General features: G+C 28.0%; 17 protein-coding genes and 1 tRNA gene. 5 read left to right on the top strand and 13 right to left on the bottom strand.

Annotated elements, in window-relative coordinates; translation table 4 throughout:
• Window position 1 precedes the first annotated feature (1 nt).
• The 3 genes from MALL_RS03525 to tig all read left to right on the top strand — a co-directional run bounded on the left by MALL_RS03525 (window position 2) and on the right by tig (window position 2,663).
• Window positions 2-76, top strand: a tRNA-Trp gene (locus tag MALL_RS03525).
• Window positions 77-146: 70 nt separating this feature from the next.
• Window positions 147-1,145 (top strand): NAD(P)H-dependent glycerol-3-phosphate dehydrogenase, encoded by a 999-nt coding sequence (locus MALL_RS03520; protein WP_005683966.1) that lies wholly within the window; start codon window positions 147-149, stop codon window positions 1,143-1,145.
• A 60-nt stretch (window positions 1,146-1,205) separates the two neighbouring features.
• The gene (gene tig / locus MALL_RS03515; RefSeq protein ID WP_005683827.1) at window positions 1,206-2,663 is read left to right on the top strand and encodes a trigger factor; all 1,458 of its coding nucleotides are present in this window, start codon (window positions 1,206-1,208) and stop codon (window positions 2,661-2,663) included.
• A gap of 74 nt (window positions 2,664-2,737) precedes the next feature.
• Here tig and MALL_RS03510 read toward each other — a convergent pair whose 3' ends face one another.
• Genes MALL_RS03510 through MALL_RS03500 form a run of 3 tightly spaced genes read right to left on the bottom strand, consistent with a single transcriptional unit; the run spans window position 2,738 to window position 5,344 of the window.
• Window positions 2,738-3,643, bottom strand: a complete 906-nt coding sequence (locus tag MALL_RS03510; protein WP_005683924.1) for an energy-coupling factor transporter transmembrane component T family protein — start codon at window positions 3,641-3,643, stop codon at window positions 2,738-2,740.
• Window position 3,644: 1 nt separating this feature from the next.
• Window positions 3,645-4,556: an energy-coupling factor transporter ATPase gene (locus MALL_RS03505; RefSeq protein ID WP_005683800.1), complete on the bottom strand. Its 912-nt coding sequence runs from the start codon at window positions 4,554-4,556 to the stop codon at window positions 3,645-3,647.
• Window positions 4,547-5,344: an energy-coupling factor transporter ATPase gene (locus MALL_RS03500; RefSeq protein ID WP_005683839.1), complete on the bottom strand. Its 798-nt coding sequence runs from the start codon at window positions 5,342-5,344 to the stop codon at window positions 4,547-4,549. Before MALL_RS03500 ends, MALL_RS03505 begins: the two co-directional genes overlap by 10 nt.
• Before the next feature lie 107 nt (window positions 5,345-5,451).
• On the opposite strand from MALL_RS03500, the gene MALL_RS03495 reads away from it, so the two are divergent.
• Both MALL_RS03495 and MALL_RS03490 read left to right on the top strand, forming a co-directional pair.
• Window positions 5,452-6,348 carry an alpha/beta fold hydrolase gene (locus tag MALL_RS03495; RefSeq protein ID WP_005683899.1) on the top strand — a complete coding sequence of 299 codons (897 nt, stop codon included), beginning with the start codon at window positions 5,452-5,454 and terminating at the stop codon, window positions 6,346-6,348.
• Between the two features lie 6 nt (window positions 6,349-6,354).
• Entirely contained in the window at window positions 6,355-6,882 is a 528-nt protein-coding gene (locus tag MALL_RS03490; RefSeq protein WP_005683977.1) for a hypothetical protein, read from the top strand.
• 107 nt (window positions 6,883-6,989) lie between these two features.
• Here the strand turns inward: MALL_RS03490 and MALL_RS03485 are convergent, their stop codons facing one another.
• The 10 genes from MALL_RS03485 to MALL_RS03440 form a co-directional block, all read right to left on the bottom strand.
• The gene (locus tag MALL_RS03485) at window positions 6,990-7,589 is read right to left on the bottom strand and encodes a ribonuclease HII (RefSeq protein WP_005683887.1); all 600 of its coding nucleotides are present in this window, start codon (window positions 7,587-7,589) and stop codon (window positions 6,990-6,992) included.
• A 34-nt stretch (window positions 7,590-7,623) separates the two neighbouring features.
• A complete protein-coding gene (locus tag MALL_RS04305) occupies window positions 7,624-13,182 on the bottom strand; it encodes a beta-N-acetylglucosaminidase domain-containing protein (RefSeq protein WP_005683819.1) in 5,559 nt (1,852 codons plus the stop codon).
• Between the two features lie 365 nt (window positions 13,183-13,547).
• On the bottom strand, window positions 13,548-15,638 hold the full coding sequence (gene fusA, locus MALL_RS03475; protein WP_005683724.1) for an elongation factor G: 2,091 nt from the start codon (window positions 15,636-15,638) through the stop codon (window positions 13,548-13,550).
• An 11-nt stretch (window positions 15,639-15,649) separates the two neighbouring features.
• Window positions 15,650-16,120 carry a 30S ribosomal protein S7 gene (gene rpsG / locus MALL_RS03470; RefSeq protein ID WP_005683792.1) on the bottom strand — a complete coding sequence of 157 codons (471 nt, stop codon included), beginning with the start codon at window positions 16,118-16,120 and terminating at the stop codon, window positions 15,650-15,652.
• 37 nt (window positions 16,121-16,157) lie between these two features.
• Window positions 16,158-16,574 carry a 30S ribosomal protein S12 gene (gene rpsL, locus MALL_RS03465; protein ID WP_005683870.1) on the bottom strand — a complete coding sequence of 139 codons (417 nt, stop codon included), beginning with the start codon at window positions 16,572-16,574 and terminating at the stop codon, window positions 16,158-16,160.
• Window positions 16,575-16,839: 265 nt separating this feature from the next.
• The gene (locus tag MALL_RS03460; RefSeq protein WP_005683990.1) at window positions 16,840-17,802 is read right to left on the bottom strand and encodes a hypothetical protein; all 963 of its coding nucleotides are present in this window, start codon (window positions 17,800-17,802) and stop codon (window positions 16,840-16,842) included.
• A 25-nt stretch (window positions 17,803-17,827) separates the two neighbouring features.
• The gene (locus MALL_RS03455) at window positions 17,828-18,766 is read right to left on the bottom strand and encodes an RluA family pseudouridine synthase (RefSeq protein WP_005683825.1); all 939 of its coding nucleotides are present in this window, start codon (window positions 18,764-18,766) and stop codon (window positions 17,828-17,830) included.
• Between the two features lie 231 nt (window positions 18,767-18,997).
• Complete coding sequence (locus MALL_RS03450) at window positions 18,998-19,963, bottom strand: carbohydrate ABC transporter permease (RefSeq protein ID WP_005683890.1); 966 nt, start codon at window positions 19,961-19,963, stop codon at window positions 18,998-19,000.
• Entirely contained in the window at window positions 19,923-20,969 is a 1,047-nt protein-coding gene (locus MALL_RS03445; protein ID WP_005683753.1) for a carbohydrate ABC transporter permease, read from the bottom strand. The genes MALL_RS03450 and MALL_RS03445 overlap by 41 nt, the downstream gene beginning before the upstream one ends.
• Entirely contained in the window at window positions 20,962-23,055 is a 2,094-nt protein-coding gene (locus MALL_RS03440) for an ATP-binding cassette domain-containing protein (protein ID WP_005683850.1), read from the bottom strand. The genes MALL_RS03445 and MALL_RS03440 overlap by 8 nt, the downstream gene beginning before the upstream one ends.
• Window positions 23,056-23,058: the final 3 nt, after the last annotated feature.

Below are 23,058 nucleotides of genomic sequence, written 5' to 3'. Positions count from 1 at the left end.
TAGGAGTATAGTTCAACGGTAGAACAACGGGCTTCAACCCCGTGTGTTGTGGGTTCGAATCCTGCTACTCCTGCCATTTTTTTTATTTTTTTGATTCAATAATTCTTAAGTAAAACAATATAATTATTAAGAATTAAGGAGGAAATATGCACAAAAGCAAAATATGTTTTATAGGGACTGGAGCGTGAGGTTCTGCATTAGCAAGTGTAGTTTCAAAAAACGAACATTCTGTTTCTATGTATGGAATAAATAAAGATGAAATAAACGATATAAATAAAGGTAAAAATACAAAATATTTTGGAAATAAAAATTTTAACAATCCAGAAAATATCGTCGCTTCAAATAATCTAAAAGAGTGTTTAAAAGACGCTGATGTTGTTGTTTTAGCAGTTCCATCTCCAGCTATAAAACAAGTGATTAAAGAAATTCAACAAGAACTAAAAACTAAAAAAATTGACTTAATAAACGTTGTAAAAGGAATTGATGAAGATACTGAATTATTGTTTTCAGAACTTATTCAAAAAAAATTCAAAAGAAATCTTTCAAATTTTGCAACACTAATTGGTCCATCATTCGCTACAGAAGTTTTTGAAGATGTTTTAACAATGATTAATGTAGTTGGAAGTGATATTAATTATTTAGCTAAAGTAACTAGAATATTTAATAATGATACTTTTAGACTTGTAATTAATGAAGATGAAAAAGCAAGCGAAATATTTGCTGCGCTCAAAAATGTTTTAGCAATAGGACTTGGAATGATTAATTACTTTTCTCCTAACAAAAACACTCACGCAGCAATTTTATCAATTGGAGTGAAGGAAATTCATAGTGTTTATAAAGCTTTATATCCACAATCAAAAGACACAATTGGCTATGAATTAGCGGGAATTGGAGATATTTTCTTAACTTGCTCATCACCGAAAAGTAGAAATTACTCTTTTGGTTATTCAATAGCTGAACATGGTATTAAAAAAATATTAGAAAAAGAGCAAAAAACAATTGAAGGATATTACACAGCTAAAATTCTTTCTAAAATAATAGAAAAAAATGATTTAAATGTGCCTTTTTTAAAAAGCATTATAGATGTTTTATTTAACAAAAAGAACCCATTTAAGGTCTTAGATTTTGTCGAAGAGTATAATTAATTGTTATACTTTTTTTGTTTTTTTTGATAAAATTAAAACAATAATATTTTAAGGAGATATATGTTTAAAACAAAATTAGATAAAGCATCTCAAACTGTAAACGTTTCTTATAAGGTTGAAGGTGAAAACTGAACAAAAGCATTAGCTAAAAGTAAAGCTACAATTGCTAAAACAATAAAAATTCCAGGATTTAGAGTAGGTAAAAAAATACCTCAAAGTGTTCTAGATAAACACATTTCACAATACAATGTTGTTGATAGAGCTCTAAATGATGTAGTTAAAGAAAAAAGATTTGAAGCTTATCAAGAAGCTTTAAAAACAGCAAAAAACATTTATCACCAACCAAACATTAATGTTTTAAAAGTTGATGATAAAGAATTAGAATTTGAATATGCTTTTGTTTTATTACCAGACTTTTCAGATTTAAAATTTGATGGTTTAAAAACAAAATACCATGTTGAAAAATTCAGTGAAAAAATGGTTGATGCTTTAATTGAAGAAAAATTATCGCAATTAGCAATGCTAAAAACCAAAAAAGGTGCAGCTAAATTAGGCGACACTGTTGTTATTGACTTTAAAGGATTCATTAATGATGAAGCTTTCGAAGGTGGACAAGCTGAAAAATTTGAACTTAAACTAGGTTCAAACCAATTTATTCCAGGTTTTGAAGACCAATTAGTTGGAAAACAAGCGGGATGAAAAGGTGATATTAAAGTTATGTTCCCAGAAACATACTATGTAAAAGAATACAAAGGTAAAGAAGCAGTTTTTGAAATTCTATTACATGAAGTTAAATCAAAAGATACTCCAGAATTAACAGTAGAATTATTACCAATTTTTGGTATGCCAGGTTTAACAACTGTTAAAGAATTAAGAGATGCTTTAACATTACAAGTTAAATTTGACATGGTTCATAGAGCTAAAGAAAAATTCTTACAAGATTTAGTAGAAGAAATTATTGTTCTTAATAAAGTTACATTACACGAAATGATTTATGCTCAAAGAGTTAAATCATTAAACGATGAATTTAATAAATCATTAAAAGACAATGGAATTAAAAGAGCTGAATATCTTGAAGTTACAAAAGCAACTGAAGAAGATATTATGAAAGAACTAAAAACTAATGCTGAAAAAGAAGTAAAAACTCAACACGTTACTTCAGCATTATTTGAAAAATTCTCAGTTAAACCAACTGAAAAAGAAATTGAAGATGAATACGCAAGAATTGCAAAGGAAAATGGTTTATCGTTGCAAGATACAAAACAACATTTACCAGTTGATAGAATCACATTGTACTTAGAAAACAACACATTCTTTAATAACTTAATGAAAAAATTTGATCCTGAAGGATTAAAATCTGTTGAAAAATTTAATAAAGAACGTGAAGCTGAATTACAAAAAGTAAGAAAAGAAGCAGAACAAAAAGCTCCTAAAAAAGAAGCTAATAAAACTGAAACTAAAAAAGAAAAACCTGCTGTTAAAAAAGAAGCTAAGCCAAAAAAAGAAACAACTAAATAATATAAATAATCAAGACATAGTTCTTGATTTTTATATTAAAAAACACATTTGGCTTGTGCATAGTCATATGTGTTTTATACTACTTGTGTAAAAATGTATCATTCTGGTAAATAATCATTAACATTATAAATATTAATTATTAAAAATGAGACCATTAAAATTATAAACAGTGATACTAAAACATCTTTTCATCCAAATGTTAATTTACGGTATTTTGTACGTTTTGAATAAGGGTCATATCCTCTAGTTTCCATAGCATAAGATAAATCTTCAGCTTTAGAAAATGAAGAAACAAAAAGAGGAATGATTAATGTTGTAAATGCAACAACTTTTTCTTTAAACTTTCCATTTTTAAAATCAACACCTCTTGATGATTGAGCCTTCATTATTCTGTTTGCTTCATCTAGTAATGTAGGAATAAATCTTAAAGCAATTGAAATTATCATCGCTATTATATGTACAGGCACAAATAATAATTTAAGCGGGAACATTAAGTCTTCAAGCGCTTTTGTTAACAAAATTGGTTTAGTTGTATTGGTTAATAATGTTGTTATTAACACCATTGTATAAATTCTAAAAAATAACGCAATCGCCTTGTTTATAGATTCATAAGTAAGTGCATAACCATATTTTTCTCAAATAATTAATCTAAATTCAGGATACTTAGTAATAATTGTATCATACCCAAAATCTTTATTTGGATTGAATCCTTCACCATATTTTAATGAGTAAATATTAACAATCAAAATAACTAAGGCAATAAAAAGTGGAAACTTAATTAACTTTATTAAGGGTAAAACTCTTTTTGTTGTAATAATGTAAGCGATTCATAAAGGAACAATTATTATTAGCATATCTATAAAGTATTGAGCAAAGAAAACAAAAATAATGTAAATTAAGGTAATTACAACTTTTAAACGAGGATCTAATCTATAAAGTAATGAATCTCCAGGTAAATATCTTCCAAAAACACTTTTCATATTATTTACCTGCCCTTCATTTGTTTAAAAACTCTGCTAGTTCATCTAAATTAACAACTTTAGGAACACTAATTCCTCTTGCTTCTAAATCGCTTACAAAGTGTAACAATTGAGGTGGTTGTAAATTATTTTCAACCAAAAATTTAGTATCTTTTAAAACTGAATATGTATCGCCATCTTTAACTATTGTTCCATCTTTAAACAATAAAACTCTTTTTGAATAAGCTAGTATATTGTCCAAGTCATGAGTAACATTAATTATAGTTTTTCCCATTTGGTGAAGTTTTTCAAAAATTTCTAAAATTTCAACAACACCAACCGGATCAAGTCCAGCAGTTGGTTCATCGACAACTAAGACATCAAGTTCCATAGCTAAAATTCCTGCTAGGGCAACTCTTCTTTTTTGTCCACCACTTAGCTCAAATGGACTTCTTTTTAAGTAACTTTCATCAAGTCCTACAAGTTCTATATATTTTTTTGCTCTTAACTGTGCATCTTCTTTAGTAACTCCAAAAGAAATAGGACCAAACATAATATCTTCTTCAATTGTTGCTTTAAAAAGTTGATATTCAGCAAATTGAAAAACAGTACCAACTCTTTTCCGAATATCTTTTGCTTTTTTTACCTTTTTACGTCGAGTGTTTTTTACAACCACACTATCAATAAATGATTCAGTGGTTTTTGTTTTTTTATCATATTTTTCGTTTTTAAAAATTCACTCTATTGTTCCATCATCAGGTAATAACAAGGCGTTTAGGTGTTCAATAAATGTTGTTTTTCCAGAACCTGTTTGTCCTATAATTCCAATATATTCACCTTGATTTATTTCAGTATTTACATTATTAAGGGCTTGAAAAACCATTGGAGTTTTTTTATTAAAAATATGCGATAAATTATTTACTTTTATTTGCATAATTCCTCCAATAGTTCATTTTTATTATAAGTAGGATTAATACCTTCAATTTTTTGACTTAAACGATAGATAAAAGGTGAGTCAATTTTTGCTAATTCAATAATTTCTTTATTTTTTAGTATATCAATTGGTGCACCTTTAGCAACTAATTTTCCTTGACTAAAAACTAAACAATAATCAGCTAAGATTGCTTCATCCATATCATGAGTTATTGAAATTAAAGTTTTTTCTCTAGTTTTTTGAATTCCTCTTATTATTGAAAGAATTTGATTTTTTCCTTTAGGATCAAGCATAGATGTAACTTCATCAAAAATCATAATTTCAGGATCTAAAGCTAAAACTGAAGCAATTGCTACTCTTTGTTTTTGTCCACCACTTAAAAATTCTGGTTCTCTATCTAAGTAATCATTCATCCCAACTTTAAGAGCAAAATCTTTAATTCTTAATTCCATTTGTTCTCGAGGTACACATTTATTTTCTAAGCCAAAAGCAATATCATCTTCAACACTTGCTCCAATAAATTGATTATCAGGATTTTGAAAAATAATTCCTATTTTTTTTCTAATATCTTTTAGTGTTTCTTTAGAATAAACTATTCCATCAACTGAAATACTTCCTTGTTGAGGTTTAATTAATGCAACTAAAATTTTAGACAAAGTACTTTTTCCAGAACCATTATGCCCAAGAACTGCTACATATTGTCCTTTTTCAATTTCAAATGAAATATTATCAAGAGCCGGTTTACTTCTTTCATTATATGAGAAGGTTACATTATCTACTTTAATCATGTTTATTATTATAATTTAAATTCAATTAATAATGATTAATATTTATTTAAAATAAATACAAAAAAATAACTTTTTGTTTTTTTAATTTCAAAGTCTATAATATAACTATGAAACTTAAAATACTAAATTATTTAGATTGAAAAATACCGCTTTTTTTCCAAGATAATAAAAGCGATTCAACACTTATTGCAATACATGGAATTAATTCAAGTTCTGATTTTATTGTTCCTTTATCTGAATATAAAAACAACTTTAATTTAATAGCAATAAATATGCCTGGCAGCAAGTATTTTAACGAATTAAATGAAATTAAAAAAGAGCAAATTGATATGAATTTATGATTCAACATGGCAAATTATGTATTGAATAAAATAAAAACAAAAAATAATTATTTGCTTGGTCATTCAATGGGCGGAGGAGTTGTAGCAAGGCTTGGTTATTCAAATAAAATAAAACACATTTTCTTTGTTTCAACAATTCATCCAAAAATGGCTGATAATGTGATTATAAAATTATTTAGCAATGTGCAATCACCTAGAACTAAATTACAAAGCACAATTAGCAAAGGAATAAAAAAAGGTATAAATTTTGTTCAAAAAAGAGAACCTTGGGTTGAAGCTTTTGCAAATGAAAATAGTGTTTGATCAACACTAATTAAGCAAAACATTTTAGAACAAGAAGGTTTGTTAAAATTAGATAATTTTTATAAAGGTTTAAATAACAAATCTACAATGATTATAGGTAAATATGACAAAGTTATCAACACTGATAAATTTATTGAATATGGAAAAGAAATTAATATTCCTGTTTATTTATTAGGCACTGGACATAGTCCTATTTGATATAGTTCAAGAGATTTTTATATATTTTTAAATAAAAGAATCTTAGGTAAAAAACGTTTTATATTGTCTCCTCTAGTATCGACTTCATTGCATGATTTTGAATCACATATAGTTGACGAAGCTGAAGAAGAAGCACTTTTAGTAAATAGTATTACAAGATAGGAAAAAATGGGAAGTAGAGTAACAGCAAATTGTTCAATATGTAACAATTCATATGTATATTATTTTGGTAAAATAAAGGAATTAGAACCTATTAGAATTTTCTTAAATGCCTGTATTAAAGACCAAAAAGATTATTTAAGTAAAAATAAGTTCACAGAATTTATTAATAATTCACTAAAAAATGATCCAAATTTTACAAATTTAGATGATGAAAAAAAACAAGCACATATTAACGATATTTTTGAATATGTTAATCAATTTTTTAATGATGAAGAAAAGGAATTGCTTAGAAAAAATATTTTATTAAATTATGAACTTGAAATTTATCCATATATCACTATAGAAAAAGTAAAAGAAGAAAGAAATATTGTTAATTTACCTATTATGAATTTAAAATTTCTAGGAAAAGAACCTTATAATCGTAAATATAATACAATGGCATATGTTTCATTTAGTGATGATCAAAAACTTTTAACATGCCCAAAAGATTTAGACCTAACATCTTTAGTTACTGGTGAAGAAGAGTATAAATAAAAATAGTTTATAAAGATTCTAAAGCATAAGAAAAACCAAGGCGTAATTGCTTTGGTTTTTCTTCATTATATTTAATGATAATAAAATATATTTACTTTTTATTTGTTTTAAATTTTAGAAGCATCTTTAACAGGTTTGTAACTAATTCTATGAATAGGACTAGGTCCATATTTTTTTAATGCTTCTAAATGTACTTTTGTACCATATCCTTTATTTTTATCAAAAGCATAAATTGGATACTCTAAAGACATTTTATCCATATATTCATCTCTTATAACCTTTGCAACAATAGAAGCTGCTGCAATAGTTATAGAATACTTATCACCAAATTTTATTGCTCGACTTTGAAATTTAGTATTAACTTTTTCATAATCCGTTATAACATAATCAATTTGGTCAAGTTCATATGAGTCAATTAATTTTTCCATCCCAATAATTGATGATTTTTTAGGATTGTGTAAATCAACAAAATCTTTATCTAAGAAAATATATTTATATGTAATAGCGTCTTTAATAATTTCTTTATAAGCTATATCTCGTTGATCTTTAGTCAATTCTTTAGAGTCTTTTATTAGAGGATTATGGTAATTTTTAGGAAACATTACACAGGCGACAACTATTGGACCAGCTAATGAATCTCGTCCAACTTCGTCAAGACCTAAAATTTTTTCATATTTTTGTAGTAAAACTGATTCATAAAATACCATAATTCCTCCTATATCTATTGTTTAATTTTTTTTATTAACGTTTTTTTAAGAATATTAAGACAACTGCGGTAATTATTGCTAATACAATAACACCAATTGCACTTCATAATATTATATTACCGGTTAAAGATCTTCCTTTTTTTACTGTATTTGTATCATCTTGCGTTCCACTAACACCATCGCTAACTTCTTTTTTAAATCCATCAAGTGTTACTGTGTCCCTTAATTTTACATTTTCATCAGTTAGAGAAATTAAATTGTATTCAACTTCTAAAGTTCCTGTTTTATCGTTTGGAGTAACTTTAACTACTTGCGCTTTAAATTTAGTTGTATCAAATCCTTCTATTTTAATATCATCCATTTTCATATCAGAAGGTTTCATTTTATCAATATTTATAGATGAATCTTTTAAGGTTGCAACTGAATTAACAGTGTCTTCATTTTTTCCTGATTGTATTGCTAATAAGGCTGTTACGACTTTTTCAAAATTTTGTGGTGTATTTTTTTCTGGTTCTGAAACCATTTCTTTTAATTTACTAAATAACGGTTTTGCTTTTTCTAAGTTTTTGCCTGAAAAGACTTTATCTAATTCTTTAACATCTTCGTATAATTGTTTACCTTTATCTTTTCAAGTTTTGTCATGTGCTAAACCTTTAAGGGCATTATTGAATTTTTCCATTAAACTTACAGATTCAGCAACAGTTAAATTATCATTGCTTAAACCTGCTTCTAAAGCTTCTTTTGCTTTTTTGACTGGTAAGTATGAATTTCTTGTGTAGTATTTTTCACTATCAAAAATTGTTTTATTATTTGTTAATAAAGTCTTTAATGCTTCCTTATCAGCTTTTAAATTATCTTTGCTTAACTTATCAAATTTATTTAAAACTTCTAATAATTGCGCATAAACTTCTTCACCATATTTATCATTTTTAGTAACTTCATCAACAACTTTTAAAGCTTCTTTAAGCTCTTCTAAATCTTTTGGAGTAATAGAAGTATCACTTAATTTTGAATTTAGTTTAGTTTTTAAAGCTTCAACTTCAGCTTTTTTGTTTGTACTTGGTTTGTCTTTTTTGAATAAAACTACATCGATCATTTCAAGAGGATTTGTATTTCAATCAAATCTTAGTCTAAATAGTTTTTTACCTGCTGGCAAGTGAAAATCATTAATAGCAAGTGGTAATTTTCCTAACTCAACAACTTCTTCTTTTTTAGCAGATTCATCATATAAAACAGCGCTAACTTTTGCATTCATGTTTGGTTTAGCAACAATTTTTACGTAATTAGCTTCAATTGTTTCTTTATCCGAAACTAATCAATCCATAGTACCAGTTTTTTCTTTAGAAATATAACTTGTATTTAAATCTTCATCTTTATACATGTAGAAACGGTTTTTGAAAAGATCTGAAGTATTTGTTAAAAAGTTTCTGTTATTTGTGTCATTAATATATTCTCTTATATAATCTTGTTCAGGTTTTTCATAGTTTCATACAACTTCATTTAATTGACTTCATCTTCCATAGTAATCAGCTGTCATTTTAATTTTTATGTATCTAGCTTTTTTATTAATTTTTTCATTACTTACGGTATTGTATGAAACTTCATGTTTTGGAAAACTTACTAAAATTTTATCATCACTATCTGCATCAGGTTTTCCATCACCAATACTCATAACTTTTTCTCAACCTTCATCACCATCTTTATTAGTTGTAGAAATGTAAATATCTGCATCACGAATATAATCTTTATTTGAATCATTTGTTACTAGTTTTAAGTTTTTTAAATCAATTTCACGACCCATATCAATAATTGTGTATTCGCCAGCTTTTTGTCTATTTTTTAGTTTCATGTAGGTTGTTGGATCCATGTCAAATAGATTTGATGTTTTGTCGTTTCCATTTTCAGCACCCATATTTGTAAATATAACTGACGGTGCAGCGTATTCGACTGTTTTTATGTCTAGTCTTTGTAAATCAAAAGTTAAGTCTTTTCCAGTATTATTTTGTAATCTAATATATCTAGCGTTAATTGTTGGATTTGCCCCAAGTTGAGGAAATGGTAAATACAAGTAATCATTCATTGAATACTCACCAGTTAACTTATCCTTATTAGCAGCATCTAACTCAACTGTTTTTAGAAGAGAATTACGCAATAAATCAACTTTAATGAATTCTCCATTTTTTAGCGTTATATTTTTAGTTGGATTAACAACATAATTACCACTATTTAAAGTGTAATTTGCATATACTTGACTTGTAGATTGTTGTTTATTTGTCAATAAAACAGTATTAAAATTATTTTCATAACCATAAACTTTAAATTCTCTAATTCCGATTCAATTTTTGTGTTCTTTAGTAGATTTTAATCTTAAATATTTTGCTTTAATTGGTTCAGAGCTTAAATCAGATTTATAAATAATATGTCTTTGATTTTCATATTTCTCTAATTCTGTTCAAGTTTTATTATCAATTGAATATTCAAGGACCGCACCTTTCATATAATCATCATCGGTATCATGTCTACCCATAATTACTTCTACTTTTCCAATTTTTGAAAGAGTTTCTAGCTCTACTCCGATATAACTATCTTTTAAAATATGATCCCTTTTATTATTTGGCTGATTTCCATCAACTTGATTTGTTTTAAAGTGCGCTGATGTTTTATCATTGCTGTCAAAAATTAGTTTTGTATCATTTTCAGCAATTACAATTTTTTTCTCTTCTTTGCTATAAATAACATTACTAATAATCGGATCATCTGCTAATTCTAAAGGTAAATCAACGGAAAAGTCTCTAAATGCTACTCATGAATTTCCTTTTTCATTTACTTTCACTCTAATAAAAGTAACAGGTTTATTTGATGTGCTTTTAAATTTAGCTCTTACTGTTACATCGTTTTCATAAGAACCTAATTTAGTTCAAACAGTGTTATTATTTAATTGTGTTTCAGTCGTATATTCTAAATCAAACTTTTTAATTCTGTCGTTATCTCTATCATGACGTCCTAATTTTAAATTAACAACCCCTTCAGAAACAGCTGTTTTTAATTTAATTGCGACTGTATCTCCTACTTTGTATGTATCTTTAGGAAATTTTAATCAACCATAACTTGAAAGATTATTGTCATATATGTTTTCTTTTCTTCCGTTATAAAATGTTCAATCTTTAGGTAAAATCAAGTCTTCTATTTCAGCTTTATTAGGTTTTTGTTTTTCAATTTTTTGTATAAAGTCTACTTCAAACTCTTTAAGACCGGTTCATGTGCCATTTTGATCTTGACTATTAACTATTCTTATTCCTTTAACGTTATCAAGTTTTAATTTATATAAGTCTAAATCAACAGTTGTATATTCTTTTCCAGGATTTTCAATGTCTTTTCAGTCTTTTCCGTCACTTGTATATTCAACCTTATATTTTTTAAAGTAATCACTTGTGTGGTTTGGATAAGCTTGCTTTATATGTAATCCATAAATAGTTCTAGGTAAGGCATATTCTACTTTGTATTCATCACCTTTTCTTGGAGCACCTTTAAATAAAATACCTGTTTCTGGATTTTTGTCGTAAATATTTTCTATTGATCCATCTTTACTTGCGGTTTTAATATTTGTAGAATAAGTAGTTTTTTGAATTCCTTTAAAAGATCTATCAAAAACATAATCATTAAATAATTCGGAAGTTTTTGTTTTTAACTCTTCCATAAATGGTCTAAGTCTTTTTGAACCTGGTTCAGTTTTAGTTAAACCACTTATTATAATGTGTTGGTATAAATGAGATTCTTCATAATCCTTTATAGCTTGCACATATTTAGCAAAACCAGTATTTTTGTTTCCTTCATTAAAGTCTTTATATGCTTCCATAAATCCCAAAATAGCTTTAGCATTGGCACTTATAGCTTTTGCAAAAGGTGTGTATTGCTCTAAAAATCTTTTATTTTTCATATTTACAAGCACATCTTTGCTAGCTTCAATAACTAAATTCATTTCAGTTACTATTTTTTCCATATTTGACTGTGTTAAAGCAGTATTTGTTTTTAAATTTGCACTTAATGCTGTTAAATCATTAACAATATTTTCTGACTCTCCTAAAACTAATCTATGACCATTTGGAGATGGATCAGACATGTGTCATGATAATCTATTTAATGATTCAGGAACATTTTCATCTATATATCTAAATGAATTGGCTCATGATTTATCAGCATTAAACGCTCCGATATTTCAAGTATAGTCTGCAACTGCAGCAATAGCTACTTTAGAAGGTTCTGCTTCTTGCATTGGATTTGTTACAGCACCTACTAAATCATCTGGAGTAATGTCGTTATGTAAAACTTCACCTTTACCCATCAACATTCTTTTTTTGTTAATGTCATTAACTGGTCAGTTTAATCAGAATAATGGTGCTCTTCTATCTTCTTGATTAGCTCTTTTTTTGCTTCTTCTAAAGTGTTCAAGCGTTTGTCTGTTAATGTGACCAGTTACTGTATCTCCAGTTCAAAAAATTTGAACCTCTTTAGGAAATTCTGGATCATAATCATTTAGTTCTTGCATGTCAGTTCAAGCATATGTATATCCAGCAGGACAAAATACTCAATCGTAAACATCACCTTTTTGTTTACCTCATTCAACTAATTTTTTCATCATTTTAATAACAACGGTACGTGGAACTGAACCAACATCATCGGCTAAAACACCAAATTGTCTAATTCCTGCGCTATATAGTTGTTCAAATTTAGCAACCATTGAAGCATAATCTTTGTCAAAATTTGCTTCGTTAGCTCCAAATCTACGTCCAGACATAAATGGGTGAATTGTTCAAACGAATCTAGTTTTAGACATGTTACCAACATGCGACATTTCTTTAATTTTTTCTAGCTCTTCTGGTGGATATAATTCGTATCATTTTTGTCCATGATATGGATCATCTTTAGGTGCAAAAATGTATGAAGTCATTTTTAGTTTACCACCAAATCTCATAAGTGACATTCTATCTTCATTAGATCAAGGAATTCCATAATATCCTTCAATAAAACCTCTAATAGATGTATCTGCGTAATCTTCTACTACTAAATTACGTAGTTCTAAACCATTTAATTGTTTTAAAATATCAAGTAATGTAACTAATCCATAAAATAATGCATCGGCATTTTTTCCTATTACAGTTATGTTTCCATCTTTAATGATTAAAACATGACCATCTATTTTTTCAAATACCTTAGCATCAAAATCTGCCTTGTGTTTTGTTAAAACCTGGTTTTTTAATGCGTCGTTTTTTGTTATATCAACAAGAGTAATATTTGTAACTTTGTCATTCTTTTTATTACTTAACGTCATTCCTTTAAGTTTAGTAATTTCACTTAATTTAAGTGCAGTAGCTTCATCGATATCTGTTTTTGATAAGCTATATTTGTCCCTTAAAATAAATGAACCTTCTTGATAAGTAACTTTGTGAGGATTAGGTGTAATAACATAATCTTTTTTCATTGTTACTTCAGGTTGGTTTGCGTTAGAATTTTGCGAAATTGCAATTAAAGGTGCTACAACACCTAGTACTGATGCACTAGATAAAATAAGCAACTTTTTTCTTTTGTTTTTCATAATCAACTCCTTTAATTTTTATATATGACTATGTATATATATTAAATAAATAAAAATAAGGAACAAATTGTGGAAAAAATCATTCACTTTTTCAATGAATTAAATTTAATTGAATTGAGTTTTGTATCATTTTTTATATATTTTTTTACAAAAAAAGCCTAAAAAATGTCAAAAAATGACTAACAAGTGAATTATTAATTCAAAATTAAGAAATATTTTTTCAATCTAAAAAGTATTTATTTTTCATGTTTAAAAAACAATATTTTTTTCAATATTATTATAAAAAAACCACAACGTAACTCGTTGTGGTTTTTTCTTATTAACCTATGCTAAAGGTTAATAAATTAATTATTAGCAAAGAATTATTATTCTTCATCTTTGTTTTGAATGTTTCTCTTTTTAACAATTTCATCTGAAATGTTTCTAGGAGTTTTTTCATAGTGATGGAATTGCATTTGGTATGTTCCACGTCCACTTGTCATACTACGTAATTCAGTTGAGTAACCAAACATTTCAGCAAGAGGAACTGCGGCTCTAACTATTGTAGCACCATCATTTCTTTGTTCTTGATCGTTTACTAATCCTCTACGACGTGATAAATCACCAATTACATCTCCGATGTGATCACTAGGTACAACTACAGCAACGTCCATAATAGGTTCTAATAATACTGTACCAATAGCATCTTTTGCTTTTGTAAGAGCTTTAGAAGCAGCAATTTTGTAAGCCATTTCAGATGAATCGACATCATGGTATGATCCATCAAATAATGTTGCTTTAACGTCAATCATAGGGTAACCAGCTAAAATACCAATTGCCATTTTTTCTTCAAGACCTTTTTGAATTGGTTTAATGTATTCTTTAGGAATTTTTCCACCAACAATTTTATCAACAAATTCAAATCCGTTGTCAGGGTTTGGTTCAAATTTCAATCAAACGTGACCGTATTGACCTTTTCCTCCTGATTGTTTGATATGTTTTCCTTCAACTTCAGCAGTTTTTGTAATTGTTTCACGGTATGAAACTTGTGGTGCACCAACTTTAGCTTGAACTCCAAATTCTCTTTTTAAACGGTCAACAATAATGTCTAAGTGTAATTCACCCATTCCAGCAATAATTGTTTGTCCTGTTTCTTCATCTGTATAAGTTCTAAAAGTAGGATCTTCAGCAGCTAATTTTTGTAATCCTAAAGATAATTTTTCAGTAGCAGCTTTTGATTCTGGTTCTAAAGCTTGAGAAATAACTGGTTCAGGGAAAATCATTTTTTCTAGAACTATTCTTTGAGCTTTTTCAGAAATTAAAGTATCACCTGTTGTTGTAAATTTAAGTCCAACAGCAGCTGCTATATCTCCAGCACGACATTCATCGATTTCAACACGACTGTTAGCATGCATTTGTAAAATACGTCCAATTCTTTCTTTTTCACCTTTTGTTGAGTTATATACGTAACTTCCTTTGTTTAAAACTCCACGGTAAACACGGAAAAATGTTAATGTTCCAACGTATGGATCGTTCATAACTTTAAATGCTAAAGCTGCAAAATCACCATCATCTGTTGCTTTAACTTCAACTTCTTCTTCATCTAAGTGAGCTTTAATAGATGGGATGTCAAGTGGTGAAGGTAAATAATCAACAACAGCGTCAAGCATTTTCTTTACCCCTTTGTTTTTAAATGATGTTCCACAAACAACTGGGAAGAATTCTGAACTTAAAGTAGCTTTACGAATTCCTTCTTTTAATTGTGCTTCACTAACTTCAGCACCTTCAAGAACCATCATCATTAACTCTTCATCAAAGTTAGCAACTGCTTCTAAAAGTTCTTGTCTTTTAATTTCAACTACATCTACTAAGTCAGCTGGAATTTCAGTTGGAAATTCTTTTTCATCAGCTTCACCATTATATGTAAATGCTTGTTTTGTAACTAAATCAATAATTCCTGTAAAGTCTGATTCAGCTCCTATAGGTCATTGAATAGCTACAGCATTTCCTCCTAAACGAGTTTTAACAGATGAAATAGATGCGGCAAAATCTGCACCAGCTTTATCCATTTTGTTTACATAAACTAATCTAGGAACTTTGTAGTTAGTAGCTTGTCTTCAAACTGTTTCTGTTTGAGGTTCAACACCACTTTGTGCATCTAAAACGGCAACTGCACCGTCTAATACACGCAATGAACGTTCAACCTCAACTGTAAAGTCAACGTGTCCAGGAGTATCAATAACATTGATTCTTTTTCCCTTTCAAAAAGCTGTTGTAGCAGCTGAAGTAATGGTAATTCCACGTTCTTGTTCTTGAGCCATTCAGTCCATTTGACTTGCTCCATCGTGTGTTTCACCAATTTTATGAATTTTTCCGGTGTGGAATAAAATTCTTTCTGTTGTTGTTGTTTTCCCTGCATCAATGTGGGCCATAATACCGATATTACGGTAATCTAATAATAGATAATCTCTTGCCATAAATACCTATATTATCATCTAAAGTGAGCAAATGCTCTGTTGGCTTCAGCCATTTTGTGAGTATCTTCACGTTTTTTAATAGCTCCACCAGCTTTGTTTGATGCATCAATGATTTCGTTAGCTAAACGAACATCCATTGTTTTTTCGTTTCTTAATCTTGAGTATTGAACTAATCATCTTAATGATAAAGTTTGTTTTCTTCTTGCTGAAACTTCTGTAGGAACTTGGTAGTTTGTTCCACCAATTCTTCTTGTTCTAATTTCTAATTGAGGTGTAATATTTTCAACTGCTGCTAAAAATACTTCCAATGGTTCTTTTTGTGTTTTTTCTTTTATTAAATTAAATGCTGAATATAAAATGTCTTGAGCTATAGACTTTTTACCATCAAGCATAATTGCGTTTATAAGTTTTGTAACTAATACAGAGTTAAAAACTGGATCAGCCAATACTTCTCTTATAGGTGCACTTTTCTTTCTTGACATAATGTCTCCTTTCGATAATTAATTATTGTTTATGTAATTATTTAGCTTTAGGTTTTTTAGCACCATATAAGCTACGTCCTTGATTACGTTTTGCTACTCCAGCAGCATCTTGTGTTCCTCTAACGATGTGGTATCTAACCCCAGGTAAGTCTTTTACACGTCCTCCACGGATTAATACAACAGAGTGTTCTTGTAAGTTGTGTCCTTCACCAGGAATATAAGCGGTAACTTCCATTCCGTTTGATAATTTAACACGGGCATATTTACGTAAAGCCGAGTTAGGTTTTTTAGGTGTCATTGTTGCAACACGAGTACAAACTCCACGTTTGAATGGAGAAGGCATTTTTCTAGCCTTTTTTTGTAGTGAGTTGTAGATTAAACTAAGTGCAGGAGCATTTTGTTTTTTAGTTTTTGAACTACGACCATTTGTTACTAATTGGTTTGTTGTAGGCATTTCTACATCCTTTCATATTATTTTTTCTATTATGGACTATTTGATCTAAATAGCTTAACAATTATATAACAACATATCCGTGTGTATCATAAATAATTAATATTTTAATTTACTTATTTACCTATATAATAGGTTAAAAAATAAACAAAAAAATTATTTTGTTAAAATACATAAATTAATTTTTAAAAATTTTGTTCTTTTGTTGAATTATAATTTAGAAGAAAAATATGAAAAAAGACACAATAATTGTGTCTTTTCCTATTTGCTATTTAGTTGTTCTTGTTACTTTTATTATTTGAATTATTAAATCATCTTTTTCCATGTCTTCATAACCATATATATTTAAACGGTTTGCAATATTAAATAATGATTCATTTGGTAAAGATAATAATTTTTTAAATTGTTCTTCTTCGTTTTTTGTGAAATTATGTTTTGCTAATTTAGGGTTTGTTGCACTTTGAGTTTTTTCTGATTTTTCTTTTTCTTCAACTACAGTAGCGTTTTCTTCAGTAGATGTGCTTGTTTGTGAATTATTTGAATTTTCATTTTGTTTAAATGAACCAAAAATGTTTAAAAAATCATTATTTCCTGAAGCTGCATCTTTTTGCATTTTTGTAAAACTTTCAAAAAATTTGGCTTGTTGTTCTTTTCTTACATAAGTAATAAATACTCTTCTTATATAACTAGCTTCTCTTCCAAAAATTACTCATACTAATATAGATAAAACAGAATAAACAAGATTTAGAATAGTTGAAGCTGAGCTTAAATCAATTCTTTGTTCTGGTCTTGATATTAATGTCACTAAAAAGATTACATTAATTATAACTATTGCACAAACAATTGTAGTTGGTCAAGGTGACAATAAGTGAAACGATTTTTTTTCGTATGATTGTTTTAAACCTCATGATAATAAAACAATAGCTATAATAATACCAACAGCAGGTAGTATTGACAATAATAAAGGTCCGCTAGCATAAGCACTCATGGCTATTTGATTTTGTCTTTCAAAAGGTTCTTTTGGAAATTGGTTTTTTACATTTACTAAAAATGATTCAATAATTTCGTCTTTAGAAAGTATAACAACAATTAGTGAAGCAATTGCTAAAGCTAATAAAACAATGGTTGAGATTAAAAAACCAAAAAGTCAAATTCTGAATGTGTCTTTTTCATGTTTATTAAATAGTTCTTCTTTTGTTTTAAAACTTAAATAATCTTGTTTTTTTAACATTTTTTCTCCTTAAATATTTAAATAATTATAATGTATTATCTAATTCTTTTTCTTTATTTATAAAGTCTTGAAAATCATAATCACAAATACCAAATTCAGCAGGTGGAGCTGAATAAATAACTATTTTTTTATTAGTTATTGGGTGATTAAATTCTAGCTTATAAGCATGTAATCTTTGATTAAAATCATCAACTTTTCTTCCGTATACTGGATCTCCAAAAACTGGATTTTTTATATAAGCACAATGCACACGGATCTGATGTGTACGACCTGTTTCTAGAGTTGCTTTTACAAGTGATTTAGGTTGGTTTTCGTAATAAAAACTTTTTAGTAATTCCAAGTGTGTGACTGCACTTTTTGAATTAGCATTTGTAATAGCCATTAATTGTCTATTTTTGATATCTCTTCCTATAGGCAAGTCTAATTTGAGTTTTGGACTTTTTAAAATACCATCACAAATTGCAACATATTTACGATTAATAGTTTTTGTAGCAAATCCTTCTGCAAGAATTTTGTGAACTTCATTGTTTTTTGCAATAAGTAAAAGTCCACTAGTGTCTTTATCAATTCTATGTACTATTCCTGGTCTTAATAAACCATTTTCATTAGATAAGTTATTTTTAAAGTGATATAAAAGTGCATTAACTAAGGTATTTTCGTGATGTCCTGGAGCAGGATGGACTACCATTCCGCTAGGTTTTTTTAAAACTAGTAAATATTCATCTTCGTAAGCTATATCAAGGTCGATATTTTGCGCTTCAATTTTAATTTCTTTATCAATTAGTTTTAAAATTGTTATTACTTGTCCTTCATTTACACTAAATTTAGGTTTGTTAACAACAATGTCGTTTACTAAAACTGCTTTTTGTTCAATAAGTGATTTTATATCATTACGAGAAATTTCAGAATTGTTTGAAATATATTTATCAATTCTTTCTTTATAAGTTACTTCTAATTTAATCATGAATGAATTATACAAAAAAGATTAAAAAAGTTAGGTATAAAGTGAAAAACAAAATAAGGTTTTTTTACTAATAATTTTTAAGATTAATTAAACAAAAATGTTTTTAATGTTTATTCTTTTATATGAATTAAAACAAAAAAATTATAATGATAAATTTATTTATTAGCCTAGAGTATAGGTATTTTAGAAAAAAGTGAAAACAAAAAGATGCCTAAGCATCTTAGTGTTGTTTTAACCTTTAATGGTTGAACCTTGTCTTGAAATAGCATTCATGATTTTAGTACGGAATACAAAGTAGACAATAAACATAGGAACTATAACAATAATTGCTCCAGCCATTCTTATGTTTTGGAAAAATCCTAAATTGTCTCCAGAGTCATCACGTCTAATACCAACTTGGAATAATCAAGTTGACATAACGTTAATATTATTTCCTGTTACTAAAGCAGGTCATAAATAACTATTTCATGAAGCTAGTGCTGTTAGAATAATGATTGTTAAAGTTGTAGGTGTAACCATAGGTGCAGCTATTTTTAAAAAGTATCTAAACCCAGTAGCATCATCAACCAAAGCAACTTCTTTTATTCTTCCAGGAATTGCTTCAAAAGCATTTCTAAACATCATAGCATTAAAGATTGAAGCTACGAAAGGAAGTGCAATAGCAAATATTGTTTTATAAACATCTCTTTGCAAGTTTAACATAACAACAACTTGGTATTGTCCAGCAAGTAATGCTACTTCGGGTAAAACTAAGAGTGATAATAAAACTCTTCAAGCAAATTTTTTACCACTTCATTTTTTAAGTGAAAAAGCATATCCCATTGACATTGTAATAATTATTTTTAAAATAACTGAAACAAGGACGTTTGCAAAAGTAACTCCTAGTGCACTTCAATAACCTTCAACAAAAGCAGCGCTATAGTTAGCTCAGCTAGCAGCTTCAGGAAGTAATTGAATTCCTTTACCAGCTCCCATATCTTCTATTTGTTGATCAGTCATCAAAGAAGTTGAAATCATGTAAAAGAATGGAAATAGAATTATTAACCCAAAAAAACATAATATTAAAAGTTTACTAAAAAGGGAAATTCCAAGTGAAAATAGTGAAGTTTCGTGAACTTGTTGAGAAACTTTTTGACCATTTCGTGCAAGGCGTTTTTTACCTAATCAGTTTTGTAGAATTAATTTTTGTTTGAACATTTCTTTCTCCTAACTGATTAGCGGTTTTTATAACTAAATCAAATCCACCTCTCAAGACCGTTGAAAAGGCAACTCCGATTAAGAATAAGAAGATAGATGCAACCCCAGCATCACTAAAGTTATTACCTTTAACTTTGTCATAAACAAATAACATTAAGGTTGCTCCACCGTTAATTATTGCTTTACTTGGATCATTTTCAAATAAAGCTAATGGAAAGACTTTAATCCCTCCTATCACACCAATAGTAATTAAAAACGTTGTTGTTTTATTAATTGATGGAAGTGTGATTTTGAAAAATTGTTTAATTGTACCACCACCATCAATAGATGCTGATTTGTACAAGTTTTTATCAACAGATAACATAGCTGTTGTAAAAATTAAAATGTTGAAAGCTAAATTTTGTCATATACCTAATACAAACATAGCGACAAAGGCATTTCATCCTGAACTTGAACCTGAGTTAAGTCATAATGTATTAACACCAAAAATTGAATTTACAATCCCAAATTTTGTGTCAAAAATGTTTACGAATGTTAACGAAATCGCTACTCCACTAGTTACATATGGTAAAAAGAAAATTGTTTGTCAAAATCCTTTAGTTCATTTTTTATATAAAAGAGTAATAGCTGAAGAAATTATTAAAGATATAGCAATAATAATCGGTAACGATAAAAGTCCATATAAAATTGAATTTCGAATTGCTACTGAGTAAATAGGGTTTTTAACTAAACGTACAAAACCTACTATTGAGAATCCTCCTGAAGATGGATCGGCAGCTTCTGCTAAAGGATTAAAAGCTTGTTTAATTGTGATAAAAAATGGAATAATAGTAAATAAAATTATTATTATTAAGCCAGGTGTTATCATTAAAAAAGGTTTTCAGAATGGTGTTTTTTTGTCTAAAACTGAAGCTGAAACATTTGGTTTGTGACTAGCTACTTTTTTTGTTGCTCATCTAAAAAGAAACGGAAATGTTGTTGCTATTTTATTAAAAAATCTATTCATGGTTTTTATATTCCAAACGATTTTCTGTTAGTGCATCAAAAACATGTAGTTTGTCTTTTGGTAATTCAAAATGAATTTTATCACCTATGACATAGTTATATTCATTTCCAAGTAAGATATTTACTCTACCTATTTTTTCAACATGACCTAATAATTTAGATTCTTTACCAAAGTTTTCAACAGCTAAAATTTCGGCAGTTAAAGAAGTAGTTGTTGGTTTAGGTTTAATAATGTAATCTTCTCCTCTTACTCCAATATTTACTGAGCCTTGGTCTTTGTTAGCAATTTGAATACCTTTTAATAATTTTTCTTGAATATATACTTTTCCATCCTTAATTTGTGCAGGATAAAGTGCCATTTCAGGCATACCTAAGAATCTGGCAACAAATTGATTTGTTGGTTTATTATATAAATCAAGTGGAGATCCAATTTGTTGTACTTTAGATGTTGACATACAGATAACAACATCAGAAATTGACATGGCTTCTTCTTGATCGTGAGTAACAAAAACAGTTGTTATTCCTAATGATTGTTGAATTTCTCTAATTCATTGACGAGTTGAAATACGTAATTTAGCATCTAAGTTTGAAAGTGGTTCATCCATTAATAAAATTTTTGGTTTTTTAACAATAGCTCTAGCTATCGAAACACGTTGCTGTTGTCCACCACTTAATTTAGTTGGTTTTTTCTGAAGAATAGAAATAATTTCTACTTTTTTGGCAACTTCCATTACATCACGGTGAATTGCTTGTTTAATAGTAATTAAATCTTTTGAATATTCATCTAAAAGAGCTTTTTCTTGTTCATCAAAAACTATTTTATGTGATGTTTTGTTTTCTTTTATTACTTGTTCATAGTTATATTTTTCTACAAGTGATTTTCTTATTGCATAAAATTTATTTAATAAAACATTTGGTAAAACGTTGTATTCTTCAAATGCTTTTGAAACATCGTTCTGCGCATTTGTATTGGCTTTGTAAGAATTTTTAGCTTCAATATATTCTTTGTTTGCAACTTCTTTTTCTTTTTCATATTCTTGCGCTACTTTATTTTTATTAATAAAGTATTTATTTTTAAATAATGCAACCAATACTTTTTGTTCGTGTTTTAATAAATTTGTTTTGTCTAAAAGTGAAATATTTTCATTTTTAGCTGTATTAATATTTAGTAAATATGTTTGAATTTCATCAACATTTTTTTGCGCTTGTTCAAGTGATCTAGTTGAATTAAATTCCGCTAGAGAATGCAATGATAAGGATAAAGGATTTACTTCTTGAGCAACTCCTAAAGCACTTTTTTCGTTGTAATTTAGAGTTTCTTGACTGATTTTTTGCTTAGTGTCTTCTTTTAGCTTATCTATATTTTTTAATATAGTTTTTGCTAATGATGATAATTGTGCATCCCTATGTACTTTAACCATTTTTAATTTGGTTTTAGCATTTTCATAGTTTTCTTTTGAATCAGCAAGTAATCTTTCGTAATTATAAAATGTATCTTGTTTTAAATAGTAAAAATCGCTTAATGTACTATTTAATTCTTCTATCTCTTTTTGGCTTGCACCTAAGTGTTTTAGGTATAAACTTGCAACTTTAATTTTTGCAAGTTCTTTTTTCATAATAATATTATTTTTTCATTGAGCATCGTTTTTCAATGGAAACGCAATATTTGAATAAACACTTAAATGTGGATAAAGTGCGTAGTTTTGAAACACAAATCCTAGTTTTCTTTTTTGTGGTGAGTATTTTGTAACATCATTACCTTGAAAAAGAATTTTTCCAGAAGTTGGTGTTAATAAACCAGCAATAGCATTAAGTGTTGTAGTTTTACCAGAACCAGAAGGACCTAGTAAAGTTACTAGTGTACCTTTTTTAATTTGAAAACTTACATCATCAACCGCTAGAGTTTCTCCAAAGTCAATGAATAAATTTTTTAATTCAATGGCAGGTAATTCTTTTTGTTTTCTAAGTAATCTTTCATTTTTAAAATGATCAATTCTGTCTTGAACAGATTTTTCATTTTCTAAATTTGAAAAAATTGTCTTAGCTTTTTGCTTGCCTAATAGAGATGATAAACATGTGTTTTTCATATC

The sequence above is a fragment of the Mycoplasmopsis alligatoris A21JP2 genome (assembly GCF_000178375.1).
GTDB lineage: Bacteria > Bacillota_I > Bacilli_A > Mycoplasmatales > Metamycoplasmataceae > Mycoplasmopsis > Mycoplasmopsis alligatoris.
This window is presented reverse-complemented; position numbering and strand designations above follow the sequence as displayed.